This window comes from Ruegeria sp. HKCCA4633 (assembly GCF_013034605.1).
Lineage (GTDB): Bacteria > Pseudomonadota > Alphaproteobacteria > Rhodobacterales > Rhodobacteraceae > Ruegeria.
This window is the reverse complement of sequence record NZ_WQGJ01000008.1, coordinates 73,700-99,368: the sequence shown is the minus strand read 5'-3', so window position 1 is coordinate 99,368 and position 25,669 is coordinate 73,700. Positions and strand designations below refer to the sequence as shown.

Here is a 25,669-nt window from a genome sequence, read left to right as displayed (position 1 = left end):
CGTTCATGCAGTGTGGTTAAGCCGCGATTGAAGTGCCGTAACGGCTTTCAAGTAAAGCCTCGATCGCATCCTGATCGACCTCCCCGCCCAGCTCGCGAAGGGCTTCGGCAAACAGGCGTATGATCCGGCTGACCGCGTCCCGGTTCAGCTGATTGAGGATTCCGATCCGCACCTGTACCGGAGCGCTGAGAGTCGGCCAGATGCCAAATCCCCGTGCACGGCAGTTCTGGACCAGCTCCATCTCTCGCCCCGCCAGTTCCGGTGGCAGGTTCAGAACAACAAGGCTGGGCATGTCCGATGTCACTTCGCAGCCCATTTCGGTCACCGCATCGCGCAGAACCTTCTCATGGGTGCGGTAGGCCATGGCCCGCTTTGCCAGGCTTTCTTGCAGGGTCAGTCGCAGGGCTTCGTGGAACGCCGCAACGGCGTATCCCGAATGCGTCCGGTGGTATGTGCCTTTTTCTACGTCTTGCCCATCGACAATGCCCCAATGGCGCGCTTCAAAGATCGGATTGTGAACATAAGAATAAGCGCCAGACGCCTTCAAACTTTCGACATAAGCATCCGTAAAGCTGACTGGCGCATAAGTCAGCGGCAGGCAGCACAAACCTTTTTGCGGGCAAGACGCCCACCCGGCGACACCGGGGTAATCATCAATCGAAAAGTCATCGGCACCCAACGACGACACCGCGTCGATCAGACCCATGACACCATTGCGTTCACAGGCGTCCGAAAAGCCGCGCAGATCATTGACACGCCCGGATCCGGTTTCCCAATGCGCCATGAAAGCCCATTTGGGCTGGTGCTCAGACAAAGCAGCGTCAACCAGTTCACCTGTCACCGGCTGACCGTGCGGAACCTCGATCACGGTGACACTGGCGGCTTGTGGGTCAAGCGGGTTGGATGCGTGTTCTTGAGGTGTAGCTGCCTTGATCCGAAGGGTCAGAGCGTCGATACCCGAGAATGTCCCGTTGGCAAACGCCACGACCTTGTCGCCAGGCATGACGGCAGAGAACATAGCGTCCAGAGCGCTCCAACCGGTGCCTGCGACCGCAAAAGTATACGTGTTGGACGTGCCCCAGATTTTCCGCAGCATGTGTTTGCACTCGATCATGCCCCGCAGAACGTCACCTTGCATGTGATCCGCTACGCCTGCGCTGCTGAAGGCGCGCAGGACACGGGCGTCGGTGTTGCCCGGTCCCGGGCCAGCGGCCAAAGTCTCGGGGATCTCAAGAGGAGGGAAAATCTGAAACGTCATTGTCTGTCATCCTCGGCGTTGGTCGGGCTCTTGGACCCGTCGTGTTTCGTTGCCGGACAGAAAACGCCGCCTTGCGCAATGACGCAACGTAACTTACTACTGCTTTAGGATGGCCAAAAGGATGGGGAATTTCCCACCCGAATTGGTAAAAATACCAAGGTATACTGAGTTTTCACCTACCCGTTTGGGTAGTAAATTGCGAAAGTTGGGTAAAAACAGATGATTGGCGCGCCAGGTACCCCTATTGATGTCATGCTGGCAGACGGCAATCCGCTGGTTCTGTCTGCCATGTCTGAAATCTTTGAACGCGACCCGCGATTCTCGTTGGTGGCGACGTCAGCCACCGCCGAAGGGTTCCTGGGAACCGTCATGCGAGTTCCGGTTCAGGTCGGGGTGGTCGACTGGAACCTCCCGGTGCTCGGAGCGGCAAAGCTGATCGAGGTTCTTCGAGAACAGGCCAATGCACCCCGGTTTGTGGTGTATGGGGATGTGACCAGCGAAACGCCGCGGCTGGCCATGCAAGCCGGGGCCGCTGGTTTTGCGGCGCGATCCGGCGAGGTTGAAGGCTTGCTTGAAACCTGCGCCGATGTGGCGGCTGGCAAAATGGTCTTTCCATTCATCGACGTTCGAAAAATGCAACAGGACCCTATCCAAAGCTTGTCCCGCAAAGAACGCGCCATTCTTGAAGCCTTGGCCCAAGGCATGTCCAATCGGGACCTTTCAAAAGAACTGCAGATTTCGACAAACACGGTCAAATTTCACCTGTCCAATATCTATGACAAGCTGGCCGTGAAAAACAGAACTCAGGCCATTGCGTTTTACTATTCGTCCAGATCCGCATTGGATTAGGGCTATGGTCAGGGGGCTGCCGTCCAGAATGCGCGACGGCGTAGTACTAGCTAATTCCGTTTCTCCAAAGCCCAATCGTCCTTTATCCTGATCTTGAAAAAGCAGGAGCACCCCGATGGACATCACACCACTCACCGGCGGCTTAGGCGCTGAAATCTACGGCGCCGATATTCGAGACAGCGGGCAATTTCCTGATATTCACCAAGCCTTTGCCAAGTATTCCGTTATCGTCCTAAGGGGTCAAACAGCCACCCCTGAAGACCATCTGAACTTTGCTCGCAGCTTTGGCGCGATCAACGTCAACCGTTTCTTCAAACCGGTTAATGGCTATCCCGAGATTGCGACGGTCTTAAAAGAAAAGGGCCAGAAAGAAGCGGTGGGTGAAGGGTGGCACACCGATCATTCCTATGACGAAGCGCCAGCCATGGGATCAATCCTGCATGCGATTGAGATGCCGCCCTATGGAGGAGACACGCTGTTTGTGTCTATGGCAGCCGCGTATGAGGCACTCTCGGCCCCAATGCTTCAGTTTCTAGACGGGCTGACTGCTGTGCATTCTTCACGTCACGTCTTTGGTGCCGCCATACAAGACAGCGAAGCCGCCAAGAGCGGTCGATTAGGCAACGCAGACGCCGCAACACAAGATGCGCACCATCCCATTGTCATCACACATCCACTCAGCGGGCGTCGTGGTCTTTTTGTGAACCCTGTCTTCACAACGCATATCGAAGGGCTCAGCAAAGACGAGTCTGATGCAATTCTTGCGATGCTGTACGAACACTGCAAACAACCCGAGTTCCAATGCCGCGTGCGCTGGCGCGCGGGCGACATAACGATGTGGGACAACAGAGCCACATGGCACAAGGCAATCAACGACTATCACGGTTTTCGACGCCTGATGCACCGGGTCACGGTTGAAGGCGTGGCTTTGTCGACCCCTGCTGAAAACAAGGACAGCTAAGGAACAAATCCACTGGGCACGCCAAAAATCGGTGCATCCACACTGGAACCTGTCAAAGCGTCCATAAAAGCGATCAGATTCTGGATTTCCACTTCCGAGAGTTCAATCGGATCAATGTCAGTTTTGCTGCGTTGGCGTTCCATTTCCAGTCGATCATCCCAAACCAGAAAGTCAGCGTCGTGCAACCACGGAACCTGAGGCAACCCGGCCATATCGGGCGTCCAGGCATCAAAGCTTGCCTGAGGGTTCAGATGATGGCGGATGACGCTTTCAAGGTCGGGGAAAGCCCCGTTGTGACCGTAAGGGGCCGTCAAAGCAACGTTGCGCAACATGGGGGTGCGAAACCTGTAGGCATCTTCCAACCGGTTGCTTTCACCCATAAGACCAACGTCGCGCGCATACGGATCCCATTGACGGGTTCGGCCCGGACCAAAAGGCGGAATGGCCAAAGCGTGGAATTCCTGATCGGACATCAACGGGCCCGCGTGGCACACGGAACAGTTTGCCTTACCATAGAACAGATCCATCCCGTCTTTTTGAACGGTTGATAACGCATTCATGTCCCCTGCCAGATACTGGTCGAATGGGCTGTCCGTGCTGCGCCATTCGATGGCCATGAACGCTGCCAAGGCATTGGCGACCTGCGTGATTGTAATGTCCTCGGTTGTTTCGATTTCTCCGAACGCCGCGACCATCGCCGGTCCGTAAAACGGATCGGTTCTTACGCGTTTGGCAAGGATCGGCCAACCTTTGTCGATCCGATCGTGGACGGCCCCGGTCACTTGGTTTTCGGCTACATTTCCCGCCATTTCGAACTGTGCGGTCAATGGAAAAAGCGCTTGTGCGGCTAGCAAAGAGTTCAACCCTTCAGGCAACCATTCCTGCGCGGGTGAGTTGAACCCGTTTTCATAAACATCCGAGATGCTCAGGCGGCCATCGTGAAACACCGTGTGGATACCTTTCGCCCCGAGATTCCATAGCCCCGGTGAGTTACGCGGGATACGCTTTCGGATTCTGTCTGCGCCGGTGCCCGGAGTACGGTCCGGTCCCAGACCTTCACCGCCTTCCCCGATGCCAAGCGACAGCCCATCTGAAGTCCCGAAGTCCGGATGATGGCAATGCGCGCAGGATATATTCTGATTGCCCGACAGGATCGGGTCGTAAAACAGTTGATGACCGATGGCGGCCTGTTCCATATCAAAAGGCAGGAAATCATCATCTGTCAGAGGGCGCGGCACATCCTGTGCCGCCGCGCTCCCGGCCAAGAGGAAAGCAACCCCATGCGCCAGTTTGTACTTGCCCTTTGTCTGCTTGCCAGCCCGGCGCTCGCCGAACTGGAACAGGCGCGCGATTTGATGGAGGCCGGCGAGTTTGAGGCCGCGCGCAAAGAACTGCTGCCCGCCGCCCGCTCGGGCAATGCCGAGGCCGAGGAATTGATCGGCGTGATGTACGGGCTGGGCCTGGGCGTCGAACGGGACTATGAGCGCGCGTTCGAATGGTATCTGCGCGCCTCGATGAAGGGGCATCCGGGGGCCCAGTCGGGGGTTGGCTGGTATTATGAGCTGGGTCTTGGGATGCCCGCGCCTGATCTGGTCAGGGCTTACATGTGGTACACGCTCAGCGCGATTGGCGGCGATCCCGACGCAGCGATCAGCCTTGAGGAAGTAATCAAGAAAATGTCGCCGGAGCAGATCGAAAGGGCGCATGTTCTGGTGAACGACTACAAAGGGTGGATGTACCCGTTTCGGTAAGGGCCGGGCCTTAAGGGGCCCGACCCGGAAGCTTAGTTCAGATCCGCATCGCGCGACGCGTTCACATCGGCCTCAGCCGCCGCCACCGCATCTGTCAACGCAACAAAGATCTCATCCCCACGGGCAACATTGGACTGGAACCAGTCATAGACCGGCGTTGCGGCCTCTTTGAACGCAGCCTTCTGGTCAGGTGTCAGCACATAGAGATCGCCGCCACCGGCGACAAAATCCTCATAGGCTTGGATCGACTTGCGCTTGGGTGAGGCAAAGGTAGCCTGTTGAAGCGCATAGAAGCCGTCAACGACGACGCGGCGCATGTCCTCGGGCATCTCCTGAAACTTGGCGTTGTTCATCCACCACAGCGCACCCATGTATGCATGCCCGTCCAGCGTGACGTACTGCAGACCCGCATCCGGGAATTTCATGCCCATGATGTCGGTGATGCCGTTCTTGGACCCTTCAACAACGCCGGTCTGGAAGCTGGTGAACAGTTCGGGCCACGGGATTGGGGTGGGCGAGGCGCCCAGCGCTTTGACCAATTCCTGCGGCAGGTCAGCAACCACGGTGCGGATTTTCAACCCTTCCATATCCGCAGGCTCGGCAATGCGGCGCTGCGTGTTGGCGAAGTTGCGCCAGCCACCGGTGTTGCCAATGGTCATCAAACGGATCGCGCCGCCCGAGTCCTCAAGCGCCATGTTGCGCATGGTACGGGTGAAGTCACCGGACAGAACATGTTCTGCAATGCGGTCATCGGCCATCAGATATGGCAAATCCAGAACCTGCACGTATGGGAAAATGCCCGACGCACCGCCGGAGGTGGAGATGTAGATGTCTATGGTTCCGTCTGCCACACCTTGCAAGCACTCGGCCCCGTTCGAACATAGCTGCGTGCCGATAAACAGCTCGACCTCGATCGCACCGTTCGAGGCGGCCTCGACATAGTTCTTGAAGACGATCAGGCCGTCGTAGTCCTCGTCATTTTCGTTCGAATTGGCAGTGGCGCGCAGCGTGTAGTCTGCGGCTGTGGCGGCCACGGCAGACGCGGCCACCAACGATGTGGCCACCGCTGCGGTTTTGATAAAGTTTCTGAGCATGCGTTTCCTCCCTGTGGAACTCAGTTAGTTGGCAAACCCCGTTATGCGCGGGATGGTCATGGATAGTGCGGGGATGTAGGTGATCAGGAAGATCACTATGATTTCGACCGCCAGGAATGGCAGGATCGCTTTGGCGATGGTCTCAACCCGTTCGCGTGACACGGCGGCGGCCACGAACAGGACCAAGCCCATCGGTGGGGTGGCCAGACCAACGGTCAGGTTGACGCTCATGATGATGGCGAAGTGAATTGGGTCAACACCGAGGCTGGTGAAGATCGGGCCAAGGATGGGCCCGAGAATGATGATCGCGGGACCGGCGTCCAAGAACATACCGACGATGAAAAGCAGCAGATTGATCAGAAATAGTAGGATCAGCGGGTTTTCCGAAAGGCTGAGTATCAGTGAAGCCAATTGCTCGGGCGCATGGCTGAGGCTGACCACAGTTTTGAACGCCATCGCCGCACCAACCAGCAGCAGCACGACGGCCGAGGTCATGCCTGCGTTGCTGAGAACCTCGGGCACCTCTTTCCATGTCAAAGTGCGCAGAACGAAGAAGCCGATGATGAAAGCATAGCCTACGGCGACGGCTGCAGCCTCGGTCGGGGTGAAAATACCGCCGAGAATACCGCCCAGAATGATGACCGGGGTCATCAGCGGGAAGAAGGCTTTAAGGCTGGCCTGACGACGCTCGGGCCAGGTGTATTTCCGGCTGGCGACCGGGAAGTCATATTTGTCAGCCATCAGTTTGATCATCAGCATAAGGCCGACACCAACCATCACACCGGGGACGATACCCGCGAGGAACAGGGCAGCCACGCTTTCGCCCATGACGTAGGCATAGATGATCATGATGCCCGAGGGCGGAATAATCGGTCCGATCACCGAACTTGCCGCTGTGATCGCCGCAGCGAATTTACGGGTATAACCCTGTTTCTCCATCGCCGGGATCAGCATGGACCCTAGGGCGGAGGTGTCTGCGACTGCCGAGCCGGACAAGCCCGCAAACAGGATCGAACTCAGCACGTTCACATGTGCCAGACCGCCACGCAGATGGCCCATAAGCGCCTGTGAAAACTCGACAAGACGGATGGTGATGCCGCCTCGGTTCATCAGCTCTCCGGCCAGCATGAAGAAGGGGATCGCCATCAGCGGGAAACTGTCCATGCCGTTATAGACGTTGCGGTAGAGCAGCGTGATGTCGTTGGTTTGGCCATTCAGCCACAGCAGGATACCGGGCGCGGCCAGAAGGGCGAAAAAGACCGGCAGACCGATCAGCAGAAAAATCAGAAAGGTGGGCAGGAACCAGATCAGCATTTATTCGGCCCCCACTGCCGCATCAGGAATTTCGGGCAACAGGTGACCTCCGCCCAGCAGAGTGATGAAAGATCGCAGGATCAACTCGATATTCACCGAGATCAGCAAGATGATCCCCACCAACAGCGAGGCCATCATCCAGCTACGCGGGATGCGGTACCATTCGTCGAACCCGAAAGATGTGGGCAGGTATAGCGCTGCGGTGGCGAACCTACCGCCAAAGCCAGTCACTTCGGACCAGCCGATATTGACGGCGACCAAAAGCACGGCGAGCGAGATTACCAACAGGAAGAGGTTCAGCGTTTGGCCAATAAAACGCGGTAAAAAGCGCTCTAGCATATCAATGGCCACAAAACCCCCGCGCCGAAACGCCGTGGGGGCCATCAGACCGGTCATCCACAACATGCAGAACCGCGCGGCCTCATCCGGCCAGGGCAGCGCATTGCCCAGAACATATCGGAAGAACACCTGAATCAGGATTGCAATGACCATGAGTGCAATCGCAACGACACCAACCGCGCGGCCCAGACGCAGCACGGTTTCGTTCACGAATGCAATCGGCACAAGCACCGATGCCAGTCCGCCCATGCGGATCCTCCCTTGTTCAGCCGCGGGTATGTCCCACGGCCGTCAGATCGCGCTTAGTGCTGCGCGAATTGGCCGAGTTTCCCGGCATAAAAGGTCAGCGCGTCTCCGTCCGCCATGCTGGCCCTAAGAACTTTTCCCACAACAATAACGTGATCGCCCGCATCGTGATATGCATGTTGTTCGCATTCAAACCGCGCCAGGCAATCCGACAACAACGGCGTTCCGTTCTCGCAGCGCTCATGCGCGATGTCGCGCAGGGCGAAGGCATCCTTGGAGCAGCCAAAGCACAGCTCGGCCTGTTCGGATGACAGTACGTGAACGCTGAAATGACGGGCCTCTTGGAAATAGGGGAAGCGCCGCGAATTGCGGTCACCCGCCCACATGATCAGCGGCGGGTCTAATGACAGGGATGAGAAACTATTGGCCGTAATACAGACCGGACCATCCGCGCTGTCGCAGGTGACGATGGTCACCCCAGTGGCAAAGCGACCAAAGGCGTCGCGCAGGGTACGGGTGTCGTCCTTATGTGGAACGAAGGTGTGGTTCATGTCCTTTGAGATTGCGTTCATCATGGTACCTCATGCCCCAGTGCCGCCTCATAGAGGCGATACCAGGTTTCGCGATCCAGTTTGACTTTCAACGCGTCCGAGGCGCGTTTGATCCGATCCAGATTGTTGGTTCCCAGAACCGGCAGGATGTTGGCCGGATGTGCCAGCAGGAAAGCCACAGCGACGGCGGCGCGATCCACACCGAACTCGGCTGCGATTTCATCGGCCACAACGCCGACCGGAGGGTTTCCGGCCATCAACAGGCCGCCACCAAGCGGCGACCACGCCATCAGCGGATGGCCGTGTTGCTGGTGAAACGCCAGATCGCCATTGGTGAAAGGGCTGATCTCGCCCAGCGAGATCTCGATCTGGTTGGTGACCAGTTTGGTCTTCATCGCCGATTGCAGCAGCGACCAGTCCCACGGGCGGAAGTTCGATACACCCACAGCGCCCACCTTACCGCTGGCGACAACCTCGTCCAGAGCGGCACCAGTTTCATTGTGGTCCATCAGCGGGTCAGGGCGGTGAATCAACAGCAGGTCGATATGGTCAATGGCCATTTCTGTCAGCGAGGTATCGACCGACTTCAGAATATGGGCGCGCGACGTGTCGTAGTATTTCACCTTCGCATCCGCGTAACGGCCCACCGGGGCGATGATGTCACATTTGGTGACGATCTCCATCTTCTGGCGCAAGCTCGGGTTGGCGCGCAAGGCATTGCCCAGAACAGCTTCGGCTGCGTAACCACCATAAATGTCGGCCTGATCAAAGGTGGTGATGCCCTGATCCAAGCAAGCCTGAATCTTGGCTACCACATGCCCTGTGGACGTGTCGCTGTCATCGCCCAGCCGCCACATGCCATAGACAAGACGGCTCATCTCAAGCGAGTCAGATAATTTCACACGTTGCATCAGCGGCGTTCTCCGTTGCCCAGTGGGGTCGCTGGGGTCGTTGCTGGCACGCGCCCGTAAGCTTCGGGCAGCGAGCAGGTCTTCAAGTTGGGCAACACCCGAGCACCAAAGTGCTTGGCCTCATCCATGTGCGGGTAGCCCGAGAATATGAAAGCGCGGATGCCCATCTTCTGATATTCCTCGATCTTCGACATAACCTGATCGGTCGATCCGACCAGAGCAGCACCGCAGCCAGACCGCGCCCGGCCAACACCAGTCCAGAGACCGGGTTCGACATAGCCATACTCATCTGCCAGATCGCGGTTCTTGGCCTGATGCGCCACACCCAGCGACGTCGCGTCCAACGCCCGTTCACGAATGGCGCGACCGTATTCGTCATCCAGCTTCGAGACGATGTAATCCGCATATTCCTGTGCCTCAGCCTCGGTATCGCGGACGATCATGTGGACACGCAGGCCGTAGTCCAGCGTGCGGTTGTAGTTCTCGGCCACAGCGTGAACGGCCTTCATCCGTTCGGCAAGTTGATCCTTGGTTTCGGGCCACATCAGGTAGACGTCGCAATGTTCACCACACAAATCCAAAGCCGAAGGTGAATATCCACCAAAATACAACAGTGGCCCGCCAGTCTGATAGGGTTTCGCAGGATCCGTTGTCAGACCCGAGAAGTTATACACTTCGCCGGCGTGATTGATCTCATCCTGTGTCCAGGCCTGTTTCAAAATCTCAACCACTTCGCGCGATCGCTGATAACGGAACGCACTATCGGCTTTCTCACCGGGGAAGTCCGATGAGATGATGTTGACCGTCAACCGCCCCTTCAGCATGTGATCCAGCGTAGCGATGGTGCGGGCCAGCATGATGGGCTGCATCTCACCACACCGCACGGCAGCCAACATATTAATCTTTTCAGTGATCGGGGCGCAGCCCGCGACAAAGCTCAGCGTGTCCTGGCCAACCTGATAAGAGGATGGGCACAGGATATTGCGGAACCCTTGCGCTTCGGCCTCTTTTACGATGCCGGAACAATGCGCCCAACTGGACCGCAGATCGCCATCGGGCACTCCAAGGAACTGGTAGTCGTCCGAGCAGAGCGCAGCAAACCACGAGACCTCTGCCGCATCCAGATCAGGGGAAGTGATGGGGACGATAGTCATCTGAGTCGGTCTCCGCGCAGCGTTTGCTTTTTCTCTTGCGTAGCAATCGCTTTGATGTAGATCAATAGTGTATCAATTTTTTCCGCGACTAAGTGAAGCGACTGACTGTGCCCTCTGCTAATCGAAACCCAAATGCCCTTCCGGTTTACATCCAGATTGCGGAGCTTCTGATCCGCGACATCGCGGCGGGTCGGCTGATAGACGGCGAGCGCCTGCCACCCGAGCGCGAGCTGGCCGCAGAACTAAATGTCTCGGTCGGGACGCTGCGAAAATCGCTCGCCGAGCTAGAAAAAAAGGGGATGCTCGAGCGCATCCAAGGCTCGGGCAATTACATTCGGGAAACAGGAACACAGAACAGCGTCTATGCGATGTTCCGGCTTGAATTGCCTAAAGGTGGCGGCTTGCCGCGCGCGGATATCCTGTCGGTGGATCACTTGGAAAAACCTTCCGATCTGCCCCCGTTCGGACAGTCAACCCGCGGATCACGCGTGCGTCGGATGCGCTACTTGAATGACACAATCATAGCCGTCGAAGAAATCTGGCTGGACGAATCAGCAGGTTTGATCGACCGGACCCTCTTGTCCGACTCTCTTTACCGCTACTATCAACGCCAATTGGGATTTTGGATCATTCGGGCCGAAGACAGGGTCTCGGTCCAATCGCTTCCCGATTGGACGCCCGAAAGCTTCACCAAACCAGCAGGCCAAACAGTGGGGTATATCGAGCGTTTCAGCTGGTCAGAGACCGCTGAACCCGTTGAATTCTCAAAAACATGGTTCGACCCAGATCGGGCCAACTACGTCCAACGTTTGAAGTAAAAGGAAACACGCATGACCCGAACCATCAACTACGGGCTGATTGGATGCGGCATGATGGGGCAAGAGCACTTGCACAATATCGGCCTGTTGGAACGGACGCGCGTGGCGGCGATTTTTGAGCCGGATCCGGTGATGGCAAAGGCTGCCAAAGCCATCGCACCGGATGCCGCGATGGTGAGCTCGGTCAAAGAGCTTCTGGCAGTCGCGGAGTTGGATTGCCTTGTCATCGCAAGCCCCAATCACTTGCATGTAGACCATATCTGCGAAGTGGCCGAAACGCGACCCCTGCCGTTGTTGGTGGAAAAGCCGTTGTTCACCGACCCACAGGATGCGGCCCGGTTAGAAGAGGTTGAGCGTAGCTATCCCTGCCCCATCTGGGTTGCGATGGAATACCGATACATGCCCCCTATTGCTGCATTGATCGACAAGGCGGAAGCAACAGGTGGCGTGAAGATGCTGTCTATCCGCGAGCATCGTTTCCCATTTCTGGAAAAGGTCGGCCACTGGAACCGGTTCAATCGCAATACCGGGGGCACATTTGTCGAAAAATGCTGCCATTTCTTCGACCTCATGCGCTTGATCCTGCAATCCGACCCGGTGCGTGTGACCGCAAGCGGCGGACAAGCCGTCAACCATCTGGACGAAAGCTACGAAGGCGAAACACCCGATATTCTGGACCACGGGTACGTCATTGTCGATTTCGCCTCGGGCGCACGGGCCATGTTAGAGCTGTGCATGTTTGCAGAAGGCTCCCGGTATCAGGAAGAAATTTCGGCTGTTGGAGCCAAGGCCAAGGTCGAGGCGCTGGTTCCCGGCCCAGGGCGCTTCTGGCCGGATCATCTGGGGGAACCACCAGTGCCCAAAGTTATTGTAAGCCCCCGCAGCCCCAAGGGGCCCACGACAATAGATGTACCCGTAGACGCCAGAATATTGGCGGCCGGAGACCACAATGGGTCAACCTTTTATCAGCACGAAGGGTTTCTGGCCGTGCTGCGCGGTGAAAAGGCCAAACCGGACGTCAGCCTGAAGGACGGTCTTTGGGCCGTACGGATGGGACACGCGGCACAAAAAGCGATAGAAAGCGGCGAAACCGTACGAATAGGCGAATAGATCACAAAGACGCGCCGGGTTGGGTTTTAAGATCAGTTGGATCCCAACCCGGCTTATCGCATCCATCATATGGCTCGGCTGATGCACCTTTTGCAATGCCACCAGAAAGCAACAATGGGGTTCACTTTTTCCGTGACCCTTTGCGCATCGGCCGCGCATCCGGGCCTTTTCCTGCGCGCACCTTAAAGCGTTTGGGTTTGTCGCCATCCTGCCGGCCCTTGGCGCGTTCTTTCCGAGAACCCATGGGTTTTGACGGATCAGCCGCGTTCTTGCGCCGCTTGGTCTCGATACCGTTGCTTTTGACGGTTGTTTTCTTCTCAGGATTGCCCTGGCTCTTGCCATGGTTCCGCTTCGGCTTGCCAGACTGTGGTTTGTCAACGTTATCCTGGCGCTTTGAGGGCTTTTTCGCGCTCTGTTCGGATTCAGCGGCGTTTGGATCCACAGCGGGCTTAGAGTCGCGACGCGATACGTCCTTTTTGCGATCTGCACGCGGCGTCTTTGGTGCCGCAGGGGGGCCTTTTGGTGAGGCGTCGAAATCCGGGACGCCGGGCAATTCGGTCAAACGCGCGCCCTGCTCAAGGTCAAGCTCTGGGCCAAGCTCGTTCTTCATCGCAGGCACGGCATCGGTCAGGATTTCAACGAATGTCTCCTGATATTGAACACGAATGGCCCCAATTGCATCTTTGGAAATCCCCGCATTACGACACAGCATGGGCAGCAGCCATCGCGGCTCGGCGCGTTGTTTGCGGCCCAAAGACAGCGAAAACCAAGTGCTGGGCCCGAAATCCGAAGCGTCCCGTTTTTTGCGGGCACCCGGTTCGGGCACATCACCCAAAATCTCGGGCGCGGAATTGCGCTCGCGGTAGAGACGCAGAAACGCCGCAGCAATTTTCTCGGCAGAGTGTTCTTGCAAAAGGCGTTGGGCAAAGGCCTGTTCTTCGGCGCTTGGAGATTGACCCCATCCCGGATCGGACATCAGCCTTTCTTCATCGCGCGCAAGCACCTCCTCGGCGGAGGGTGGCGTACCCCATTCGGCCTCCAGTTTGGCGGATTTCAATAGGCGCTGTGCCTTTGACCTTTGACGCCCCGGCACAATCAGTACGGATGTACCCTTTCGTCCGGCACGGCCCGTCCGCCCGGACCGGTGCAACAAAGATTCCGCATTGGATGGTAGATCTGCGTGGATCACAAGCTCAAGCCGGGGAAGGTCAATGCCACGCGCAGCCACATCTGTTGCGATACAAACACGCGCGCGGCCATCACGAAGCGCCTGCAAGGCATGGGTGCGTTCCGTTTGGCTCAGTTCACCCGAAAGTGAAACCACGGAAAACCCTCTGTTGGAAAACTTCGCTGTAAGGCGGGCCACCATAGACCGGGTATTGGCAAAGATGATCGCCGTTTGCGCATCATGAAAACGCAAAAGGTTGATGATTGCCTTTTCGATATCAGACGGGGCCACAGACAGCGCAAGATAGGAAATGTCCGCGTGCTGGGCGTCTTTGTTGCCGACCTCAATGCGGCGAGCGTTATCTTTTTGATAGGTCTGGGCAAGCTTGGCGATACCGCGCGGCACCGTTGCCGAGAATAGCAATGTGCGACGGTTTTCAGGCGTGTGGTCCAGAATGAACTCCAGATCTTCCGAGAACCCCATGTCCAGCATTTCGTCCGCTTCATCCAGGACGACAGCCCTGAGATCGCTCAGATCGATCACACCCCGAGAGACATGGTCCCTAAGTCGACCGGGCGTGGCGACAATGACATGCGCGCCGCGCTCGATCGCTCTGCGTTCAGCACGCGCATCCATGCCACCAACGGCGGATGCGGTAACGATCCCGGCCTCAGAAAACAGCCAGTCAAATTCCCGTTGCACCTGCATGGCCAATTCACGTGTGGGCGCAATGACCAAAGCCAAAGGGGACGCGGGGCGATCAAATCGGCCATCGCCGTCCAACAAATCTGGCGCAATCGCCAAGCCAAAACCCACCGTTTTTCCCGATCCGGTTTGCGCTGACACCAACAAATCAAGCTGGCCCAGTTCAGGCTGTGTCACCGCGACTTGAACGGGTGTTAGTTCGCTGTAACCCTTTTGGGTCAACGCCTGCGAAAGCGTCTTGGGCAGGTCGAAGGGGTTGTGCATAGATCACCTTGCAGAAGAAAGATCACGCCCTTAACGGTGATGACAGAGATTGTACAGCCCGCTCGACCCAACAAGTACGATCGGCGGCAAATCGTCCCTTTGCCGTCTCCAAGGATGTTGTCAAAGCGACCGGAATTCGAGAGGTCAACTCAAACGGCCGCTTTGATCTCAATTCACGAAATGCAGCTGGTCGAACTCTCTGCGCCAGTCGGAAACCTCTGCTAGAACAGTTTCACCACTCAGGCCGCGCATGATCAGATCGGCCAAACGCTCAGCGTCGTCGGACCTCATACCCCACCGCACCAACTCTGGGGTGCCGATCCTCAGGCCGTTCATGTCCGCCTCTACGGGTTCGACCGGCAAGCCGATGCCACATGCGAGGAACCCGCTTGCCCGCAGCTTTTTGGATGCTGTTTGACCTCCGCCGAAAGCCTTCGCAAGAACCGCGAATTGGTGGGAATTTGTAAAACCATCCCGGCAAGTGAAGATCGGAACACCCTGCTCGTGCAACGCTTGGGACAACGCTTGTGACATGGCGATCATCTCGCGCGCATAGGCCGAACCAAATTCCTTCCAATCCAACATCGTGACGGCGAGAGCAGCAGTCTTGGCTGCATCGAAATTGGCAGTCATGCCGGGAAAGGCTATCGCGTCCAGCGCTTTCGCAATTTCGGCTTCATTTGAAACGATCAGACCCCCAGCCGGACCACCAAGGCTCTTATAGGTGCTCATAGTCATGAAATGCGCACCTTCTTTCAACGGGTTGGACCACGCGCGTCCGGCAATGATGCCACACTGATGGGCGGCGTCGAACATAACCCATGCTCCTACTTCGTCCGCAATGGCGCGGACCTCGGCCACAGGATGTTCAAACAGATTAAGGCTGCCGCCAATCGTGATCAGCTTGGGCCTCTCAGACTTCGCCAGTTCGCGCAACCCATCCAGATCGACGGTGTAGCCATTAGCGTTCACAGGTGCTTCGATTGTTCGCAGACCAAAAAGTCCGGCGCAACCAGCTACATGATGGGTAACGTGCCCGCCAATTGAGGCGGGAGGAGCGATTATTGTGTCGCCTGGTTTGCAAGTCGCCATAAACCCATAGAGGTTGGCAATGGCGCCTGAAGGCACGCGAACTTCGGCAAACTGGGCATCAAAAACCTCGGCGCACAGTTCTGCGGCGATAACTTCGATCTCTTCGATTGCTTCCAGCCCCATTTCATATTTGTCGCCGGGGTAACCCAAGGAAGGTCGCGACCCAATGCCTGAAGACAAAAGCAGTTCGGCTTTGGGGTTCATCACATTGGTTGCCGGGTTTAGGTTGAAGCACTCTTTCTCGTGGATGCGACGGTTTTCCTCTGCCAAATGCTCAATCCGGGCCAATAGATCACCCGACGGTGTCGCAGCGGCCTTTGTTGCGATGTCCTGAACCAAGGTTTCGCTTACGGCGGGCACCCAATCTCTTTGCGCAAGTGTCATCTGACGATCTCCTGTTTTTCTCAATGTGACGACTGCCGCGTGACATCGCAAAGCAGAATTGATATTTCTTGGCGTAGAAAAACTAAGGCTTCTGAAATGAGCGTTGTTCCTAATCGCCCGAATGGACCACCTCTGAACGCCATGCGCGCCTTTGAGGCTGCTGCGCGCCACGTAAGCTTTGCCGCGGCAGCCGAAGAGTTGAGCGTCTCACCGGGCGCGATATCTCAACACATAAAAACACTGGAAGGTTGGGCAGGGTCCCCGCTGTTTCGCCGCAATGCCCAGGGCGTTGAGCTCACCCCTGAAGGGCAGTCACTTGTCGCGGATTTCACCTCGGCCTTTGACCAAGTGGCCGATGCGGCCCGAGCGTTGCGCAACTTAACGCCCAAGGCCGATTTTCACATCGCATCCCTGCCCAGTGTTGCCCAACTTTGGCTGCCCAAGCGTCTGCGTCAGATCAGAGCTCAATTGCCAGACATCACTTTTTCTGTAACAGCCATGGAAACTCCGCCCACTCTTGGGCGTGAGCTGTTCGATTTGTCGATCTTCTTCGCCGTGCCGGATGGATCGCCAAGGCAGATCGCTGTTTGCAAGGACATTATCGCTCCGGTTTGCGCGCCTACGCTTCTGGATCGCGCCCGAGGCGGAAACGGATTTGAAGACATTCCACTACTGCATGATCAGGCTTGGAAAGACGATTGGTCCACTTGGGCCCAAAATACTGGGTATAAACTGCGCGATGATCAAAGTGGACCTCAGTTTTCGCTCTACAGCCTTGCCGTCGAAGAGGCCAAGGCCGGCGCAGGCATGTTGATCGGACATATGTGTCTGATCGAAGAAGCTTTAGCTTCTGGTGCTTTGACGCCCGTGCATAGTCAATCCTGCCATACAGGTCGTTCTCTTGTGATCGAAATGCCAGAACAATCGAGACGCAGACCTGAAACGGGCCAAGTTGTTCAATTGCTGTCAGACTGAACAATCATCTACGCCAAAGATTGAACTGTCTCTGCTTCCGCTAATTGGGTTGGATTTCACCTTTTCTGAGCGATAAACTGCGGTTGGGGCTTGCCGCGATGGGCGGCTTTGGGCGCTGACAGTTTTGGAACTCGATCTACCTGCCGACGCTGATATTGACTTCAGAACCTGTCTGCTAAGTGTGCAGTCAGCCACTTTCGTATGATCGAAGTTTGTTAGAAGACAAGCTTCCAACTCTTCCTACTTCGAGAAAGTAATGGCTGTGCTACTGTCGCGAAGCTTACACCGTCCTGAGCCCGCTCAGCCAATTGCAGCTGGGTCGTCGTGGTATCGACATGCACCACCCCTTTGTCGAACGGCCCCATCGCGGCATGGGCGTCGGGCGGCGGCTGATCGAAGGCGCAATATACAAGGCGCGCGCGCTGTCCTGCTCCTACATGATGGTCGGCACCCACCCCGACAATTCAAAAGCCCAAGCCGCCTACCTGGCTTGCGGATTCGAGCGGCGGGATGCGGTGCATCCCCGGTTTCACTTTCCTCTCGATGCCTAGTGGGTTTCAGAACCGACCAGCAAGCCTTACAACCGCTCAACCATGTCGATCGGTCCAGCCTCAGCCTCAATCGCGCGGTTCAAAGCTTTCCGGAACAGTTTGGCCCCCGCGTCCAGTCCCAGATCAATATGGGGCGTCTTGGCGTATTTCATGCCCAGATGAACCTTTTCCAACACTTCTTTGTCCTCAAGAAACGCCATCCGCGCGCCATCATTCATGAATTTGGACACCTCGGCATTGTCGGGATCGGAATTGCGGTGCTGGAACCAAAAATACCGGGTTCGATCCTCATCAATCGGGGTCATGAAGTTGTAAGAGATGTTGATGAATGTCTCAGCAACCGGTTGCTTATCATAGCCTCCGGTCCCGACGGGCGTGTAGATGGATTTGTTCAGCCCGATCGCAGGCATACACATCTCATAGTGCTGCAGTCGGTCACAATCACCGTCAAAGGCCACCAGTTTCGCGTAATAAGGCGACGGCGGCTTGTTCTCGATCCAGCGCGAAACGATTACGCCTCGATCTGTTCTATTCACATCCAACGGCTCTTCATCCGTGCCTGCACCTGCAAAGGACGACACATGAACCCAGGCTACATGGCTTGGGTCCAACAGGTTGTCGCAGACCCACAGGTAGTGACAGTCAATATCCATCACCCCGCCATCGGTTTTGCCCCAGCTTGGGTCATCGAAGTTATCAATCGGGAAAATCTTGTCAGGATCGGCCAGATCCGGGTCGCCCATCCAGATCCACAGAAAGCGATAGCGATCCACCACCGGGTAGGATTTTACAACCGCTCTACGCGGGGTCATACCGCGCTGGGTCGGGCTATCGGTGCATTTACCCGAGCAGTCGAATTTCAGACCGTGATAGCCGCATTCCACAACATCGCCAATCAGGTTGCCATTAGACAGCGGCAGCTTGCGATGCGGGCAGGCATCCTCAAGCGCGACGGGGGTGCCGTCCTGCTGGCGGTAGAACACAATGTTTTCGCCTAGAAAGGTCTCGGCCTTCAGTTCGCGCCCGATATCCTTGCTCCAAGCGGCGACATACCAGCAGTTTTTCAGAAACATGGACGAGCTCTCCTGTTGGTCAGATGGCTTGCGCCAGTATGGGCGGATGCCCCTCACTCCGCCGACTCCACCCGCACAACTCTAATGCTGGGATCGACCCGGCTATAGGCTGCGAGCAAACGTTGGTTCCACTTTTGAGAAATGTAATCAGCCATAAACCGCGAAGGAGCAACGAGGGTCACAGTCCCCCCTGCCCGCTCAGCTTCGGATAAATGTTGAAACCAGCTTGCCCACAGTTCTGGATCTCGTTCATGAAGATTCGACTGGACCTGTGACCAGACATCGCTCTCGCCATCTTCGGTGGGCGCGGGTTTCATCGTGAACGGCACAATATTTGTTTCCGGCTCCGGTTCATGCATCATACGCGCATGGAAGTCCGAACCTATGATCGGCCACACCTCTTGCGTGTCGATCATGATCTGTTTGAGGTCAATCTCGTATACGGCGACTCTGCCACGCGCCGCAGGCCTTTTGACGGATACCCACCCTAATGCGCGAAATTTGGACATTTCGCGCTTTACTGTCCTTTCGTTCACTGCCCAAAGGCGCGAAATTTCTTCGCGTCCAATCGACAATTCATTGCTGCGCCAGTTATATCTGGTCGTAATCAAGGCGATGATACGCAGAACACTACGCTGTCGATGTTTGTCTCCTGACAAGGCGTGAATGGTCAGCGCAGAGAGTATATCGTATTTTAAGGCCGCCGCATTACGCCCGACCGGTTTAGCCAGTTGCATACCCGTTCTCACCGCTTCTTCTGCCTCAGACGGGTTTATCCCGCCATGTCCGCGCTGTTTCCCAACGCTTTTCGCCATCTTGGCCTAATTAGCGTCCAAACCTTCGATTCTGTCAAGAAGAGTCTGAAGTCGAGGCAACCTTTAGGTCGGTCATCCTTCAAAAAAGAAAAGAATTTGGTGAATCACTGGTGAAGGGGGACATGCAGTACGTCCCCTTAAAGAGTTCTAATGTCCCCCTATATATAGGATTTGACAGTTCCCTGTCCCCCTAAATAACGAGGTTCCTGGTACATGACTCGCTGAGCGGCGCGGCCGAATCTCCCGAATCGCTTTTGCGCTTAGACGCCTTGTTTTCTTACCCGTGGGTAAGGTTGCAGTTTCATGATATTTTCTTTTGCGTAAAGTGCAAATCGGTCGTAAATAGGAAACGAACAGAAATTTACGTTCCAAATATAGAGATCAGAGGCATGTACACGCACGAAGACCTGAGCGCATTGCGCAACCAATCCCTCAAGCTGCAGGGCTGGATTCGCCAGCAGACTTTTAGCCCCGAAATGGAGAAGACACTCCGCCGGTTTTCAAGCTGGGAGGTTTCCGAGCTGATCTTCCGAGTCAACCAGTCGACCTTTCGCGGCAAATTGGCGGCGGATCCGTCCCTGCCCAGTGGCGAGGTCGAGCCGGATGGGCGCCAGAGGTGGTTCAGCCTGGAAGAGGTGAACGAGTTGCGACGACGTCTCAAGGTGAACCGGAAGTCCCTGATGCCCCCGCGCCCCGAAGGCAAGCGCGCCATTCGCGCTGCTGTTGCCAACTTCAAGGGCGGAGCTGGAAAATCGACCGTGGCGTTACATCTTGCGCACGCCTCTGCACTGGATGGGTATCGTGTGCTTGTGGTGGACTTTGACCCACAGGCGACGCTGAGCCATTCGATGGGTCTTACGGATGTGGCCGAGGATTATACTGTCTGGGGCATCATGGCCCGGGATCTAATCCGTGAAACGGAACGTATGAACAATCGCCCCGTTGCCGCGCAATCAGGGACTGCCCTACCCCGCCGTGAACTGCCGCCGTCAATTACAGATATGGGTCTTGGTGACCTCAGAATCTCGGACTTCATCAGAAAGACTTCCTGGTCCACGATCGACGCGATCCCGTCCTGTGCCAATGCTGCCTTCGTTGAATTTGCTTCGGCGCAGTATCGGCATCTTAACCCTGAGTGGTCATTCTTTGCGGCTGTGTCGCGATATCTGGATCAAATCCCCGATGATGCCTATGACCTGATCATCTTCGATTGTCCTCCGGCCATTGGTTATCAATCCATGAATGCCGTCTTTGCTGCTGACATGCTTTATATTCCATCGGGCCCGGGATACTGGGAGTACGATTCCACCACGTCTTTCATAGGTCAGCTTGCCGAGGCGCTGGAGGATCTGGCTTACGGCTTCGACAAAACCTTACCCACGGGTAAGATCGGCTTGCCGAAAACATTTTGTGAGTTGCGGTTCCTACTCACACGATATGAGCCGGGTAACGCTCTTCACCATGCGATGTTCGAGGCTTTCAAAAAGGTCTTTGGTGAGCACGTCGCCGAGCACCCGGTGGAAATGACTCGCGCAGTTGAGCAGTCGGGCCGCTTTCTTAGCTCGGTTTATGAAATGGATTATCGCGAGATGACACGGGAAACCTGGCGTCGAGCGCGTTCGACATTTGACAACGTATATGAAGAATTCCGGGGCGTCATGTTGTCGGCCTGGGACAAGCTGGAGGATGAGGCATGAGCCGCAAGCGCAGAATGTTCGATATCGACATACCGGCAATGGACGACATTCCTGTCGGGAAAGTGCCGGACAAAGTTCTTGAGAAGCGCCGAGGTCCGATGGCAGCGGCGATTTCTGAAAATGCCGATGCATTGCGGGATCAGCAATCGACAGAAGAAACCATTCGAGCAGAAAACGATCGCCTGGCACATGAGTTGGTCCGCCTTCGGAACGAAGGTTTGGTCACTGAACATGTACCTCTGGCCAATGTCTTGACCGAAAAGCTGACACGAGATCGCAAGCCTGGACCGGATCCAGAGTTGGACGAGCTCAAGGATTCTATTCGGGACATTGGGCTGTCCAATCCAATCCGACTTGAACGTCGTTCGGATGGGCGGTTCGAACTCATCCAAGGGATGCGTCGCCTATCTGCTTATCGAGCATTGCTCGATGAAACGGGTAAGGACGTGTACGCCCGAATTCCGGCGGGCATTTCAGAGGCTAGTGACCTCGACAACAGCTACCGTCGCATGGTGGATGAAAACTTGATCCGTAAGGATATCTCATTTGCGGAAATGGGCGCACTCGCACGAGCGTATGCAGAAAACCCGTCAAATGATTGCCCGGACGTGGACAAGGCCGTTTCCACGTTGTTCAAGTCGGCAAGCTACACCAAGCGCAGCTATATCAGGTCGTTTGCCAGTTTGTTGAGGATGTTGGACAAAGTGCTGATGCATCCAAATGACATTCCGCGAAATGTCGGCGTGGAACTTAAACGCAAGTTCGATGCAACGCCAAATCTTGTGCGGCAGGTGAGCGAGACGTTGATGAGCGAACCGGATCGTGACGGCGTTCGCGAGGTCGCGATTCTCAGGTCTTTTTTAGGGGCGTCAGAGGCCAGCGAAGACAAGAAGCCTAAGGGTGAAAGCTCCAGTAAGCCTCGGCGTGCGAAAACTACGTTTCAAGTAACCGGCCGGGCAGGGGTTGCGAAATGCTCTGCTTCCAGCGGGCGTATTGAGTTGAAATACAACTTGGACTTCACGCGGGTGGATCGCAACAAACTGGAAGAGGCGATCGCCGCTTTTATTGAAGCTTTGCCTGAAGAAGATGACCTTACCCACGGGTAAGAATTAGGGCAGTAATCTATCAAAGGCGCGGACTGCAGTTCGCGCCTTTTTTGTTGGAGACGTATTAAGCCGGGGCCAGTATCGGCATCCAGGATCGGGCCAAGCTAGTTCGTTTTGAGTATGATAGAGCGGGCATTGAGGGCCTATGCTGAGGCAGAAGCTATTTTTCGCAAAGCAGCGCACAAACGTGGAACTAAGCCAAAGTTTGAAGCTGGCGATTAAACCAATCCTCTGGAATGCAGCCCTTCTAAGGATAACGTTACCACCGCTCGCAGCAATTTTTTTGAAACACTCATGTGATGCTCCACTGATTTTCCTATGCTTCTTGCCTTTAGCTCGGGGCGTGGAGTCTGGCGGTTTACGATATTGATTTCAGTTAGAGACCATCCAACTTGTGCAACTCTTTTGGGGGGTCCAGCCACGCAGCAAGGTTTGTCATGTGCTAGACAAAAGGTTTTGGCAAATATTGGCAGCCGCAGAGCGGAGTTTTTTGTTTGAGTTACGTTTTGGTCAAGTTGAACCTTGGTCTAGGGCAGGGTACTCAACACCGTCCTTGCCTCGTTCTCTGCCAGCGCTCAGCTACGACTTGGCTCTTAATGCTCCAAGAGTGAGAAAAGGTGCGCTTACGTGAGGTGTCGTGTAACGTGCAATAAGTTTAAAAAATGATCATTAAAATAAGCTTAAGCAAGAAATTGTGTTATCTAGGGGGATCTGTTGCAAAGTTTCTTACTGACCGAAGAGTTGACACGGTTTCGTTGCAAAGTTTTAGGTCGGCCAAATAGATCTGCGATCGCTTCCGGGTCAGATTGCCAACTCGGAGAATTGACGAAACGGGCAGAGTCCCGGTGTGAAATGGCCTTTACGGATCATGTGCGCGACCTCGATGCCAGCCAGAGTCGCTGATGCCGAAGCAAAAGACTTGAAGCCGAACATCAGGCGGGTTCGTCTTTTGATGAAACGATGGTCCTGTTCCACGATGTTGTTCAAGTATTTTCGCCTGACCATTTCAATTGGGACCTGGCAACCAAAACCTTTCAGCATCTTGTTGGTGGCCTTGAGGCCAGCGGTGTTAGCTCCACTTTTGTTGATGACAATCTTTCTCGGAAGGCCGTTGACCTCCAGCATTCGGGCAAAGAACTTGGTGGCCGCGGGTTTGTTTCGACGTTGCGAAAGCATGAAATCAAGCGTCTTGCCGTGCTTGTCGACAGCTCGATAGAGATAGACCCAGTTTCCTTTCACCTTGATGTAAGTTTCGTCCATTCTCCAGGAGCGGTCGCACGGCCCCCTTCGACGACGCGCCGCTTCAGCAATTGCGCCTGCATACCGCGTCACTCAGCGGTTCAGCGTCGTGTGATCTACTGCAGCGCCTCGCTCATGCATGATCTCTTCCAGATCGCGATATGACAAACCGTATCGGACATAGAAAAACACTGCGAAGAGGATCACATCTTTCGGATACTGCCCGCCTTTGAAAGAGATCATAATAACAAACTTTCAACTTCAATATTTCGATATCCAATCACTCGAAGAACTTATGAGCGTCAACAGTCAAAAGTTTGCAACAGATCCAGACGCAGTGCTGCGTGCGATGATTCCGCTGCGCACTACCCCCAGAGAGTGCCCAACAACAAATTCGCCCCCAGCAGCGAAAATGCGCCTAAGAAAAAGCCTTTGAAGGCTTCGGAATTTGCCCTATGCCGCAACCGCTCACCTGCGGAAAACCCAATCAGGGTCGGAACCAGCAAGAAGACCGAGACTGCCAGATCCGCTTGCGAACTGTGCCCGACAGCTATGAACATCGCCAAAACGGACACACTACCAGCCGTGATTAAGAACCCGAGTGCCTGAACAAATGCGTCACGCTCCAGTCGGAGACCGGTCAGGTACATAGCCAATGGTGGCGCCCATGCGGCAGTCAACCCACCAACCAGCCCGGCAACCAAAGCGCTGATTATTTCGAACAAGCGCACTGTGCTTGACGGGATCGGAGGCACCATGTCACGCCAGCTGAAAAAGCAAAACGCCAGTACAAACGCACCTAGCACAGCGCGCAAAAACCGATCTGGAGTGGATTGACTGAACCAGACGGTTCCAGCGACGCATAGGATCAAAATGGCCGCGTAGCGCCAATGCCGTTTCGCGCATCCAACCATGTCAGGTCCACGCCAGAATTGCCAGACGTTGCTCAGCAACATTGGGATCAGGATCAATGTGACGGCGGATCTTGCGTCGAGCTTAAACGTTAACAGAACCAGCGCGACGGTCGGCATTCCCAGCCCAATGAAACCTTTCACTGCGCCTGCCAGCAGCAGGACGGCGCTGGCAAACGCGATCAGGGAAATGTCATGCATTGCTGCTTCGATTTACTTTATCTGCCTGTCGCGGCTTTCGCGGCAAAGCTTGAGAGCCGCAGGTTTCGGCGTATCTTAGCGCGGTGATACATTTTCGGCAATGCTTGCGGGTTTATGTGCGAACAGGCAATTGCCGTTCATGACGGAAAAGAAACTACGCGGCGCGTGTGCCGGTGGAACATCTTGCAGTTGCTAAGCAAGCAAAAAACCGTTCAGCTTCTATGTGTACTTTAAGAAACAAGCAGCTAAAGAGAAGGACCAGCATGTCGAAGGCACCCCAATCGGACTTGCAACGCGCCCTCGCGGCGCGTTTCAGCGATGCACCTTCACAAGTTGAAAGCACCGCACAATCGGACCTTTTGTATTCCATGGCGGCCCGTGGTTCTTGTCGTGCATTCACGGACAAGCCAATCCCATCCGATTGGGTCCGCACCATCTCCGCGATCGCCCTATCCGCGCCCACAAAGAGCGATCTGCAGCAGTGTGATATCATCTTGCTGGAATCCGAAGATATCCAAAGACGTCTTGCAACACTTGTGTCGGGTCAGTCTTGGGTCGCGGATGCGCCGATGATTGCCGTCATTTGCGGCAACAACCGTCGCCAAAGGTTGTTGCACGAATGGCATGGTGTCCCCTTCGCAAACGACCATCTTGACGCGTTTTTCAATGCAACGGGGGATGCAGCGATTACGCTGGGCGCTTTCGTGACAGCGGCGGAAGTGCTTGGACTCGGCTGCTGCCCGATCAGCGCTGTGCGAAACAAGGCTGCGGCGGTCTCTGACCTGCTTGATCTGCCGGACCATGTTTTTCCATTTGCGGGCCTCGCATTTGGTTTTCCCGCGCAAACGCCGAAGATCTCTAAGCGGCTGCCACTACAGGTCACATGTCACGTCGACCATTATAGGGAGGTCAATTTGAAGGAGACAATTGTGCAATACGATGAAGAGCGCGCGACGTCGCAGCCCTATGAAAAACAGAGATTTCCAAAGAAATTTGCGGACAGCGAAAGGTATTCCTGGTCTGAAGACAAAGTTCGGCAGTATAGCGAGCCCGAACGTGCTGACTTTGGTAACTACGTTCGGTCATGCGGCTTCGAGCTTAATTGATTTGTACGCTAGGATGCTAAGCACTT

General features: G+C 55.6%; 23 protein-coding genes and 1 pseudogene. 10 read left to right on the top strand and 14 right to left on the bottom strand.

Annotated elements, in window-relative coordinates; all coding sequences use genetic code 11:
- Positions 1–16 precede the first annotated feature (16 nt).
- On the bottom strand, positions 17–1,258 hold the full coding sequence (locus GOV85_RS17700) for an aminotransferase class V-fold PLP-dependent enzyme (protein ID WP_171180582.1): 1,242 nt from the start codon (positions 1,256–1,258) through the stop codon (positions 17–19).
- A 219-nt stretch (positions 1,259–1,477) separates the two neighbouring features.
- Here GOV85_RS17700 and GOV85_RS17695 point away from each other — a divergent pair, with 219 nt between their 5' ends.
- Together GOV85_RS17695 and GOV85_RS17690 are read left to right on the top strand one after the other, a co-directional pair.
- Positions 1,478–2,107, top strand: coding sequence for a response regulator transcription factor (locus tag GOV85_RS17695; RefSeq protein ID WP_245223249.1), 630 nt, complete (start codon positions 1,478–1,480; stop codon positions 2,105–2,107).
- A 115-nt stretch (positions 2,108–2,222) separates the two neighbouring features.
- Positions 2,223–3,068: a TauD/TfdA family dioxygenase gene (locus GOV85_RS17690; RefSeq protein ID WP_171180580.1), complete on the top strand. Its 846-nt coding sequence runs from the start codon at positions 2,223–2,225 to the stop codon at positions 3,066–3,068.
- Here GOV85_RS17690 and GOV85_RS17685 read toward each other — a convergent pair.
- Positions 3,065–4,333 (bottom strand): cytochrome-c peroxidase, encoded by a 1,269-nt coding sequence (locus GOV85_RS17685; protein ID WP_171180571.1) that lies wholly within the window; start codon positions 4,331–4,333, stop codon positions 3,065–3,067. The genes GOV85_RS17690 and GOV85_RS17685 overlap by 4 nt on opposite strands.
- A 15-nt stretch (positions 4,334–4,348) precedes the next feature.
- On the opposite strand from GOV85_RS17685, the gene GOV85_RS17680 reads away from it, so the two are divergent.
- On the top strand, positions 4,349–4,819 hold the full coding sequence (locus GOV85_RS17680; protein WP_171095376.1) for a tetratricopeptide repeat protein: 471 nt from the start codon (positions 4,349–4,351) through the stop codon (positions 4,817–4,819).
- A gap of 32 nt (positions 4,820–4,851) precedes the next feature.
- On the opposite strand, the gene dctP is transcribed toward GOV85_RS17680, so the two are convergent.
- The 6 genes from dctP to GOV85_RS17650 are packed head-to-tail and all read right to left on the bottom strand — an operon-like array spanning position 4,852 to position 10,428.
- Positions 4,852–5,913 (bottom strand): TRAP transporter substrate-binding protein DctP, encoded by a 1,062-nt coding sequence (gene dctP, locus GOV85_RS17675; protein ID WP_171180569.1) that lies wholly within the window; start codon positions 5,911–5,913, stop codon positions 4,852–4,854.
- 24 nt (positions 5,914–5,937) lie between these two features.
- Positions 5,938–7,227, bottom strand: a complete 1,290-nt coding sequence (locus GOV85_RS17670; RefSeq protein ID WP_170337175.1) for a TRAP transporter large permease — start codon at positions 7,225–7,227, stop codon at positions 5,938–5,940.
- Positions 7,228–7,815, bottom strand: coding sequence for a TRAP transporter small permease (locus GOV85_RS17665; RefSeq protein ID WP_171180567.1), 588 nt, complete (start codon positions 7,813–7,815; stop codon positions 7,228–7,230). It lies immediately after the preceding gene.
- A gap of 53 nt (positions 7,816–7,868) precedes the next feature.
- Complete coding sequence (locus GOV85_RS17660) at positions 7,869–8,384, bottom strand: flavin reductase family protein (protein ID WP_171180566.1); 516 nt, start codon at positions 8,382–8,384, stop codon at positions 7,869–7,871.
- Complete coding sequence (locus tag GOV85_RS17655; protein WP_171180564.1) at positions 8,384–9,274, bottom strand: aldo/keto reductase family oxidoreductase; 891 nt, start codon at positions 9,272–9,274, stop codon at positions 8,384–8,386. The genes GOV85_RS17660 and GOV85_RS17655 overlap by 1 nt, the downstream gene beginning before the upstream one ends.
- Entirely contained in the window at positions 9,274–10,428 is a 1,155-nt protein-coding gene (locus GOV85_RS17650) for an LLM class flavin-dependent oxidoreductase (RefSeq protein WP_171180562.1), read from the bottom strand. Before GOV85_RS17650 ends, GOV85_RS17655 begins: the two co-directional genes overlap by 1 nt.
- A 107-nt stretch (positions 10,429–10,535) precedes the next feature.
- Between GOV85_RS17650 and GOV85_RS17645 the strand changes: the two genes are divergently transcribed.
- Positions 10,536–11,246, top strand: coding sequence for a GntR family transcriptional regulator (locus GOV85_RS17645; protein ID WP_171180711.1), 711 nt, complete (start codon positions 10,536–10,538; stop codon positions 11,244–11,246).
- 12 nt (positions 11,247–11,258) lie between these two features.
- Positions 11,259–12,356 carry a Gfo/Idh/MocA family protein gene (locus GOV85_RS17640; protein ID WP_171180560.1) on the top strand — a complete coding sequence of 366 codons (1,098 nt, stop codon included), beginning with the start codon at positions 11,259–11,261 and terminating at the stop codon, positions 12,354–12,356.
- 121 nt (positions 12,357–12,477) lie between these two features.
- Here GOV85_RS17640 and GOV85_RS17635 read toward each other — a convergent pair whose 3' ends face one another.
- Together GOV85_RS17635 and glyA are read right to left on the bottom strand one after the other, a co-directional pair.
- On the bottom strand, positions 12,478–14,493 hold the full coding sequence (locus tag GOV85_RS17635) for a DEAD/DEAH box helicase (RefSeq protein ID WP_171180558.1): 2,016 nt from the start codon (positions 14,491–14,493) through the stop codon (positions 12,478–12,480).
- Between the two features lie 168 nt (positions 14,494–14,661).
- The gene (gene glyA, locus GOV85_RS17630) at positions 14,662–15,969 is read right to left on the bottom strand and encodes a serine hydroxymethyltransferase (RefSeq protein WP_171180556.1); all 1,308 of its coding nucleotides are present in this window, start codon (positions 15,967–15,969) and stop codon (positions 14,662–14,664) included.
- Between the two features lie 96 nt (positions 15,970–16,065).
- Here glyA and GOV85_RS17625 point away from each other — a divergent pair, with 96 nt between their 5' ends.
- A complete protein-coding gene (locus tag GOV85_RS17625; protein ID WP_171180554.1) occupies positions 16,066–16,944 on the top strand; it encodes a LysR family transcriptional regulator in 879 nt (292 codons plus the stop codon).
- 308 nt (positions 16,945–17,252) lie between these two features.
- Positions 17,253–17,495: an N-acetyltransferase gene (locus tag GOV85_RS17620; protein ID WP_171180552.1), complete on the top strand. Its 243-nt coding sequence runs from the start codon at positions 17,253–17,255 to the stop codon at positions 17,493–17,495.
- A gap of 26 nt (positions 17,496–17,521) precedes the next feature.
- On the opposite strand, the gene GOV85_RS17615 is transcribed toward GOV85_RS17620, so the two are convergent.
- Together GOV85_RS17615 and GOV85_RS17610 are read right to left on the bottom strand one after the other, a co-directional pair.
- Positions 17,522–18,568, bottom strand: coding sequence for an aromatic ring-hydroxylating dioxygenase subunit alpha (locus GOV85_RS17615; protein ID WP_171180550.1), 1,047 nt, complete (start codon positions 18,566–18,568; stop codon positions 17,522–17,524).
- Between the two features lie 53 nt (positions 18,569–18,621).
- Positions 18,622–19,383, bottom strand: a complete 762-nt coding sequence (locus GOV85_RS17610; RefSeq protein ID WP_245224505.1) for a DnaA N-terminal domain-containing protein — start codon at positions 19,381–19,383, stop codon at positions 18,622–18,624.
- Between the two features lie 389 nt (positions 19,384–19,772).
- Here GOV85_RS17610 and GOV85_RS17605 point away from each other — a divergent pair, with 389 nt between their 5' ends.
- Positions 19,773–21,080, top strand: coding sequence for an AAA family ATPase (locus tag GOV85_RS17605; protein WP_171180549.1), 1,308 nt, complete (start codon positions 19,773–19,775; stop codon positions 21,078–21,080).
- Positions 21,077–22,186 (top strand): ParB N-terminal domain-containing protein, encoded by a 1,110-nt coding sequence (locus tag GOV85_RS17600; protein WP_171180547.1) that lies wholly within the window; start codon positions 21,077–21,079, stop codon positions 22,184–22,186. Before GOV85_RS17605 ends, GOV85_RS17600 begins: the two co-directional genes overlap by 4 nt.
- Before the next feature lie 801 nt (positions 22,187–22,987).
- Here the strand turns inward: GOV85_RS17600 and GOV85_RS17595 are convergent.
- A pseudogene (locus tag GOV85_RS17595) lies at positions 22,988–23,668 on the bottom strand (IS6 family transposase).
- Between the two features lie 122 nt (positions 23,669–23,790).
- Positions 23,791–24,537, bottom strand: a complete 747-nt coding sequence (locus tag GOV85_RS17590) for a sulfite exporter TauE/SafE family protein (RefSeq protein WP_171180545.1) — start codon at positions 24,535–24,537, stop codon at positions 23,791–23,793.
- A gap of 173 nt (positions 24,538–24,710) precedes the next feature.
- Here GOV85_RS17590 and GOV85_RS17585 point away from each other — a divergent pair, with 173 nt between their 5' ends.
- Positions 24,711–25,643, top strand: a complete 933-nt coding sequence (locus tag GOV85_RS17585; RefSeq protein WP_348540121.1) for a nitroreductase family protein — start codon at positions 24,711–24,713, stop codon at positions 25,641–25,643.
- The last annotated feature ends 26 nt before the right edge of the window (positions 25,644–25,669 follow it).

What these genes read in the sequence shown, in the direction of transcription:
- GOV85_RS17640 (WP_171180560.1), top strand. Translation starts at nt 11,259, where the DNA reads ATGACCCGAACCATCAACTACGGGCTGATTGGATGCGGCATGATGGGG.
- GOV85_RS17605 (WP_171180549.1), top strand. Translation starts at nt 19,773, where the DNA reads ATGTACACGCACGAAGACCTGAGCGCATTGCGCAACCAATCCCTCAAG.
- GOV85_RS17635 (WP_171180558.1), bottom strand. Translation starts at nt 14,493, where the DNA reads ATGCACAACCCCTTCGACCTGCCCAAGACGCTTTCGCAGGCGTTGACC.
- GOV85_RS17625 (WP_171180554.1), top strand. Translation starts at nt 16,066, where the DNA reads ATGAGCGTTGTTCCTAATCGCCCGAATGGACCACCTCTGAACGCCATG.
- GOV85_RS17610 (WP_245224505.1), bottom strand. Translation starts at nt 19,383, where the DNA reads ATGGCGAAAAGCGTTGGGAAACAGCGCGGACATGGCGGGATAAACCCG.
- GOV85_RS17615 (WP_171180550.1), bottom strand. Translation starts at nt 18,568, where the DNA reads ATGTTTCTGAAAAACTGCTGGTATGTCGCCGCTTGGAGCAAGGATATC.
- GOV85_RS17695 (WP_245223249.1), top strand. Translation starts at nt 1,478, where the DNA reads ATGATTGGCGCGCCAGGTACCCCTATTGATGTCATGCTGGCAGACGGC.
- GOV85_RS17680 (WP_171095376.1), top strand. Translation starts at nt 4,349, where the DNA reads ATGCGCCAGTTTGTACTTGCCCTTTGTCTGCTTGCCAGCCCGGCGCTC.
- GOV85_RS17655 (WP_171180564.1), bottom strand. Translation starts at nt 9,274, where the DNA reads ATGCAACGTGTGAAATTATCTGACTCGCTTGAGATGAGCCGTCTTGTC.
- dctP (WP_171180569.1), bottom strand. Translation starts at nt 5,913, where the DNA reads ATGCTCAGAAACTTTATCAAAACCGCAGCGGTGGCCACATCGTTGGTG.
- GOV85_RS17690 (WP_171180580.1), top strand. Translation starts at nt 2,223, where the DNA reads ATGGACATCACACCACTCACCGGCGGCTTAGGCGCTGAAATCTACGGC.
- GOV85_RS17590 (WP_171180545.1), bottom strand. Translation starts at nt 24,537, where the DNA reads ATGCATGACATTTCCCTGATCGCGTTTGCCAGCGCCGTCCTGCTGCTG.
- GOV85_RS17670 (WP_170337175.1), bottom strand. Translation starts at nt 7,227, where the DNA reads ATGCTGATCTGGTTCCTGCCCACCTTTCTGATTTTTCTGCTGATCGGT.
- GOV85_RS17665 (WP_171180567.1), bottom strand. Translation starts at nt 7,815, where the DNA reads ATGGGCGGACTGGCATCGGTGCTTGTGCCGATTGCATTCGTGAACGAA.
- GOV85_RS17600 (WP_171180547.1), top strand. Translation starts at nt 21,077, where the DNA reads ATGAGCCGCAAGCGCAGAATGTTCGATATCGACATACCGGCAATGGAC.
- GOV85_RS17700 (WP_171180582.1), bottom strand. Translation starts at nt 1,258, where the DNA reads ATGACGTTTCAGATTTTCCCTCCTCTTGAGATCCCCGAGACTTTGGCC.
- glyA (WP_171180556.1), bottom strand. Translation starts at nt 15,969, where the DNA reads ATGACACTTGCGCAAAGAGATTGGGTGCCCGCCGTAAGCGAAACCTTG.
- GOV85_RS17650 (WP_171180562.1), bottom strand. Translation starts at nt 10,428, where the DNA reads ATGACTATCGTCCCCATCACTTCCCCTGATCTGGATGCGGCAGAGGTC.
- GOV85_RS17660 (WP_171180566.1), bottom strand. Translation starts at nt 8,384, where the DNA reads ATGAACGCAATCTCAAAGGACATGAACCACACCTTCGTTCCACATAAG.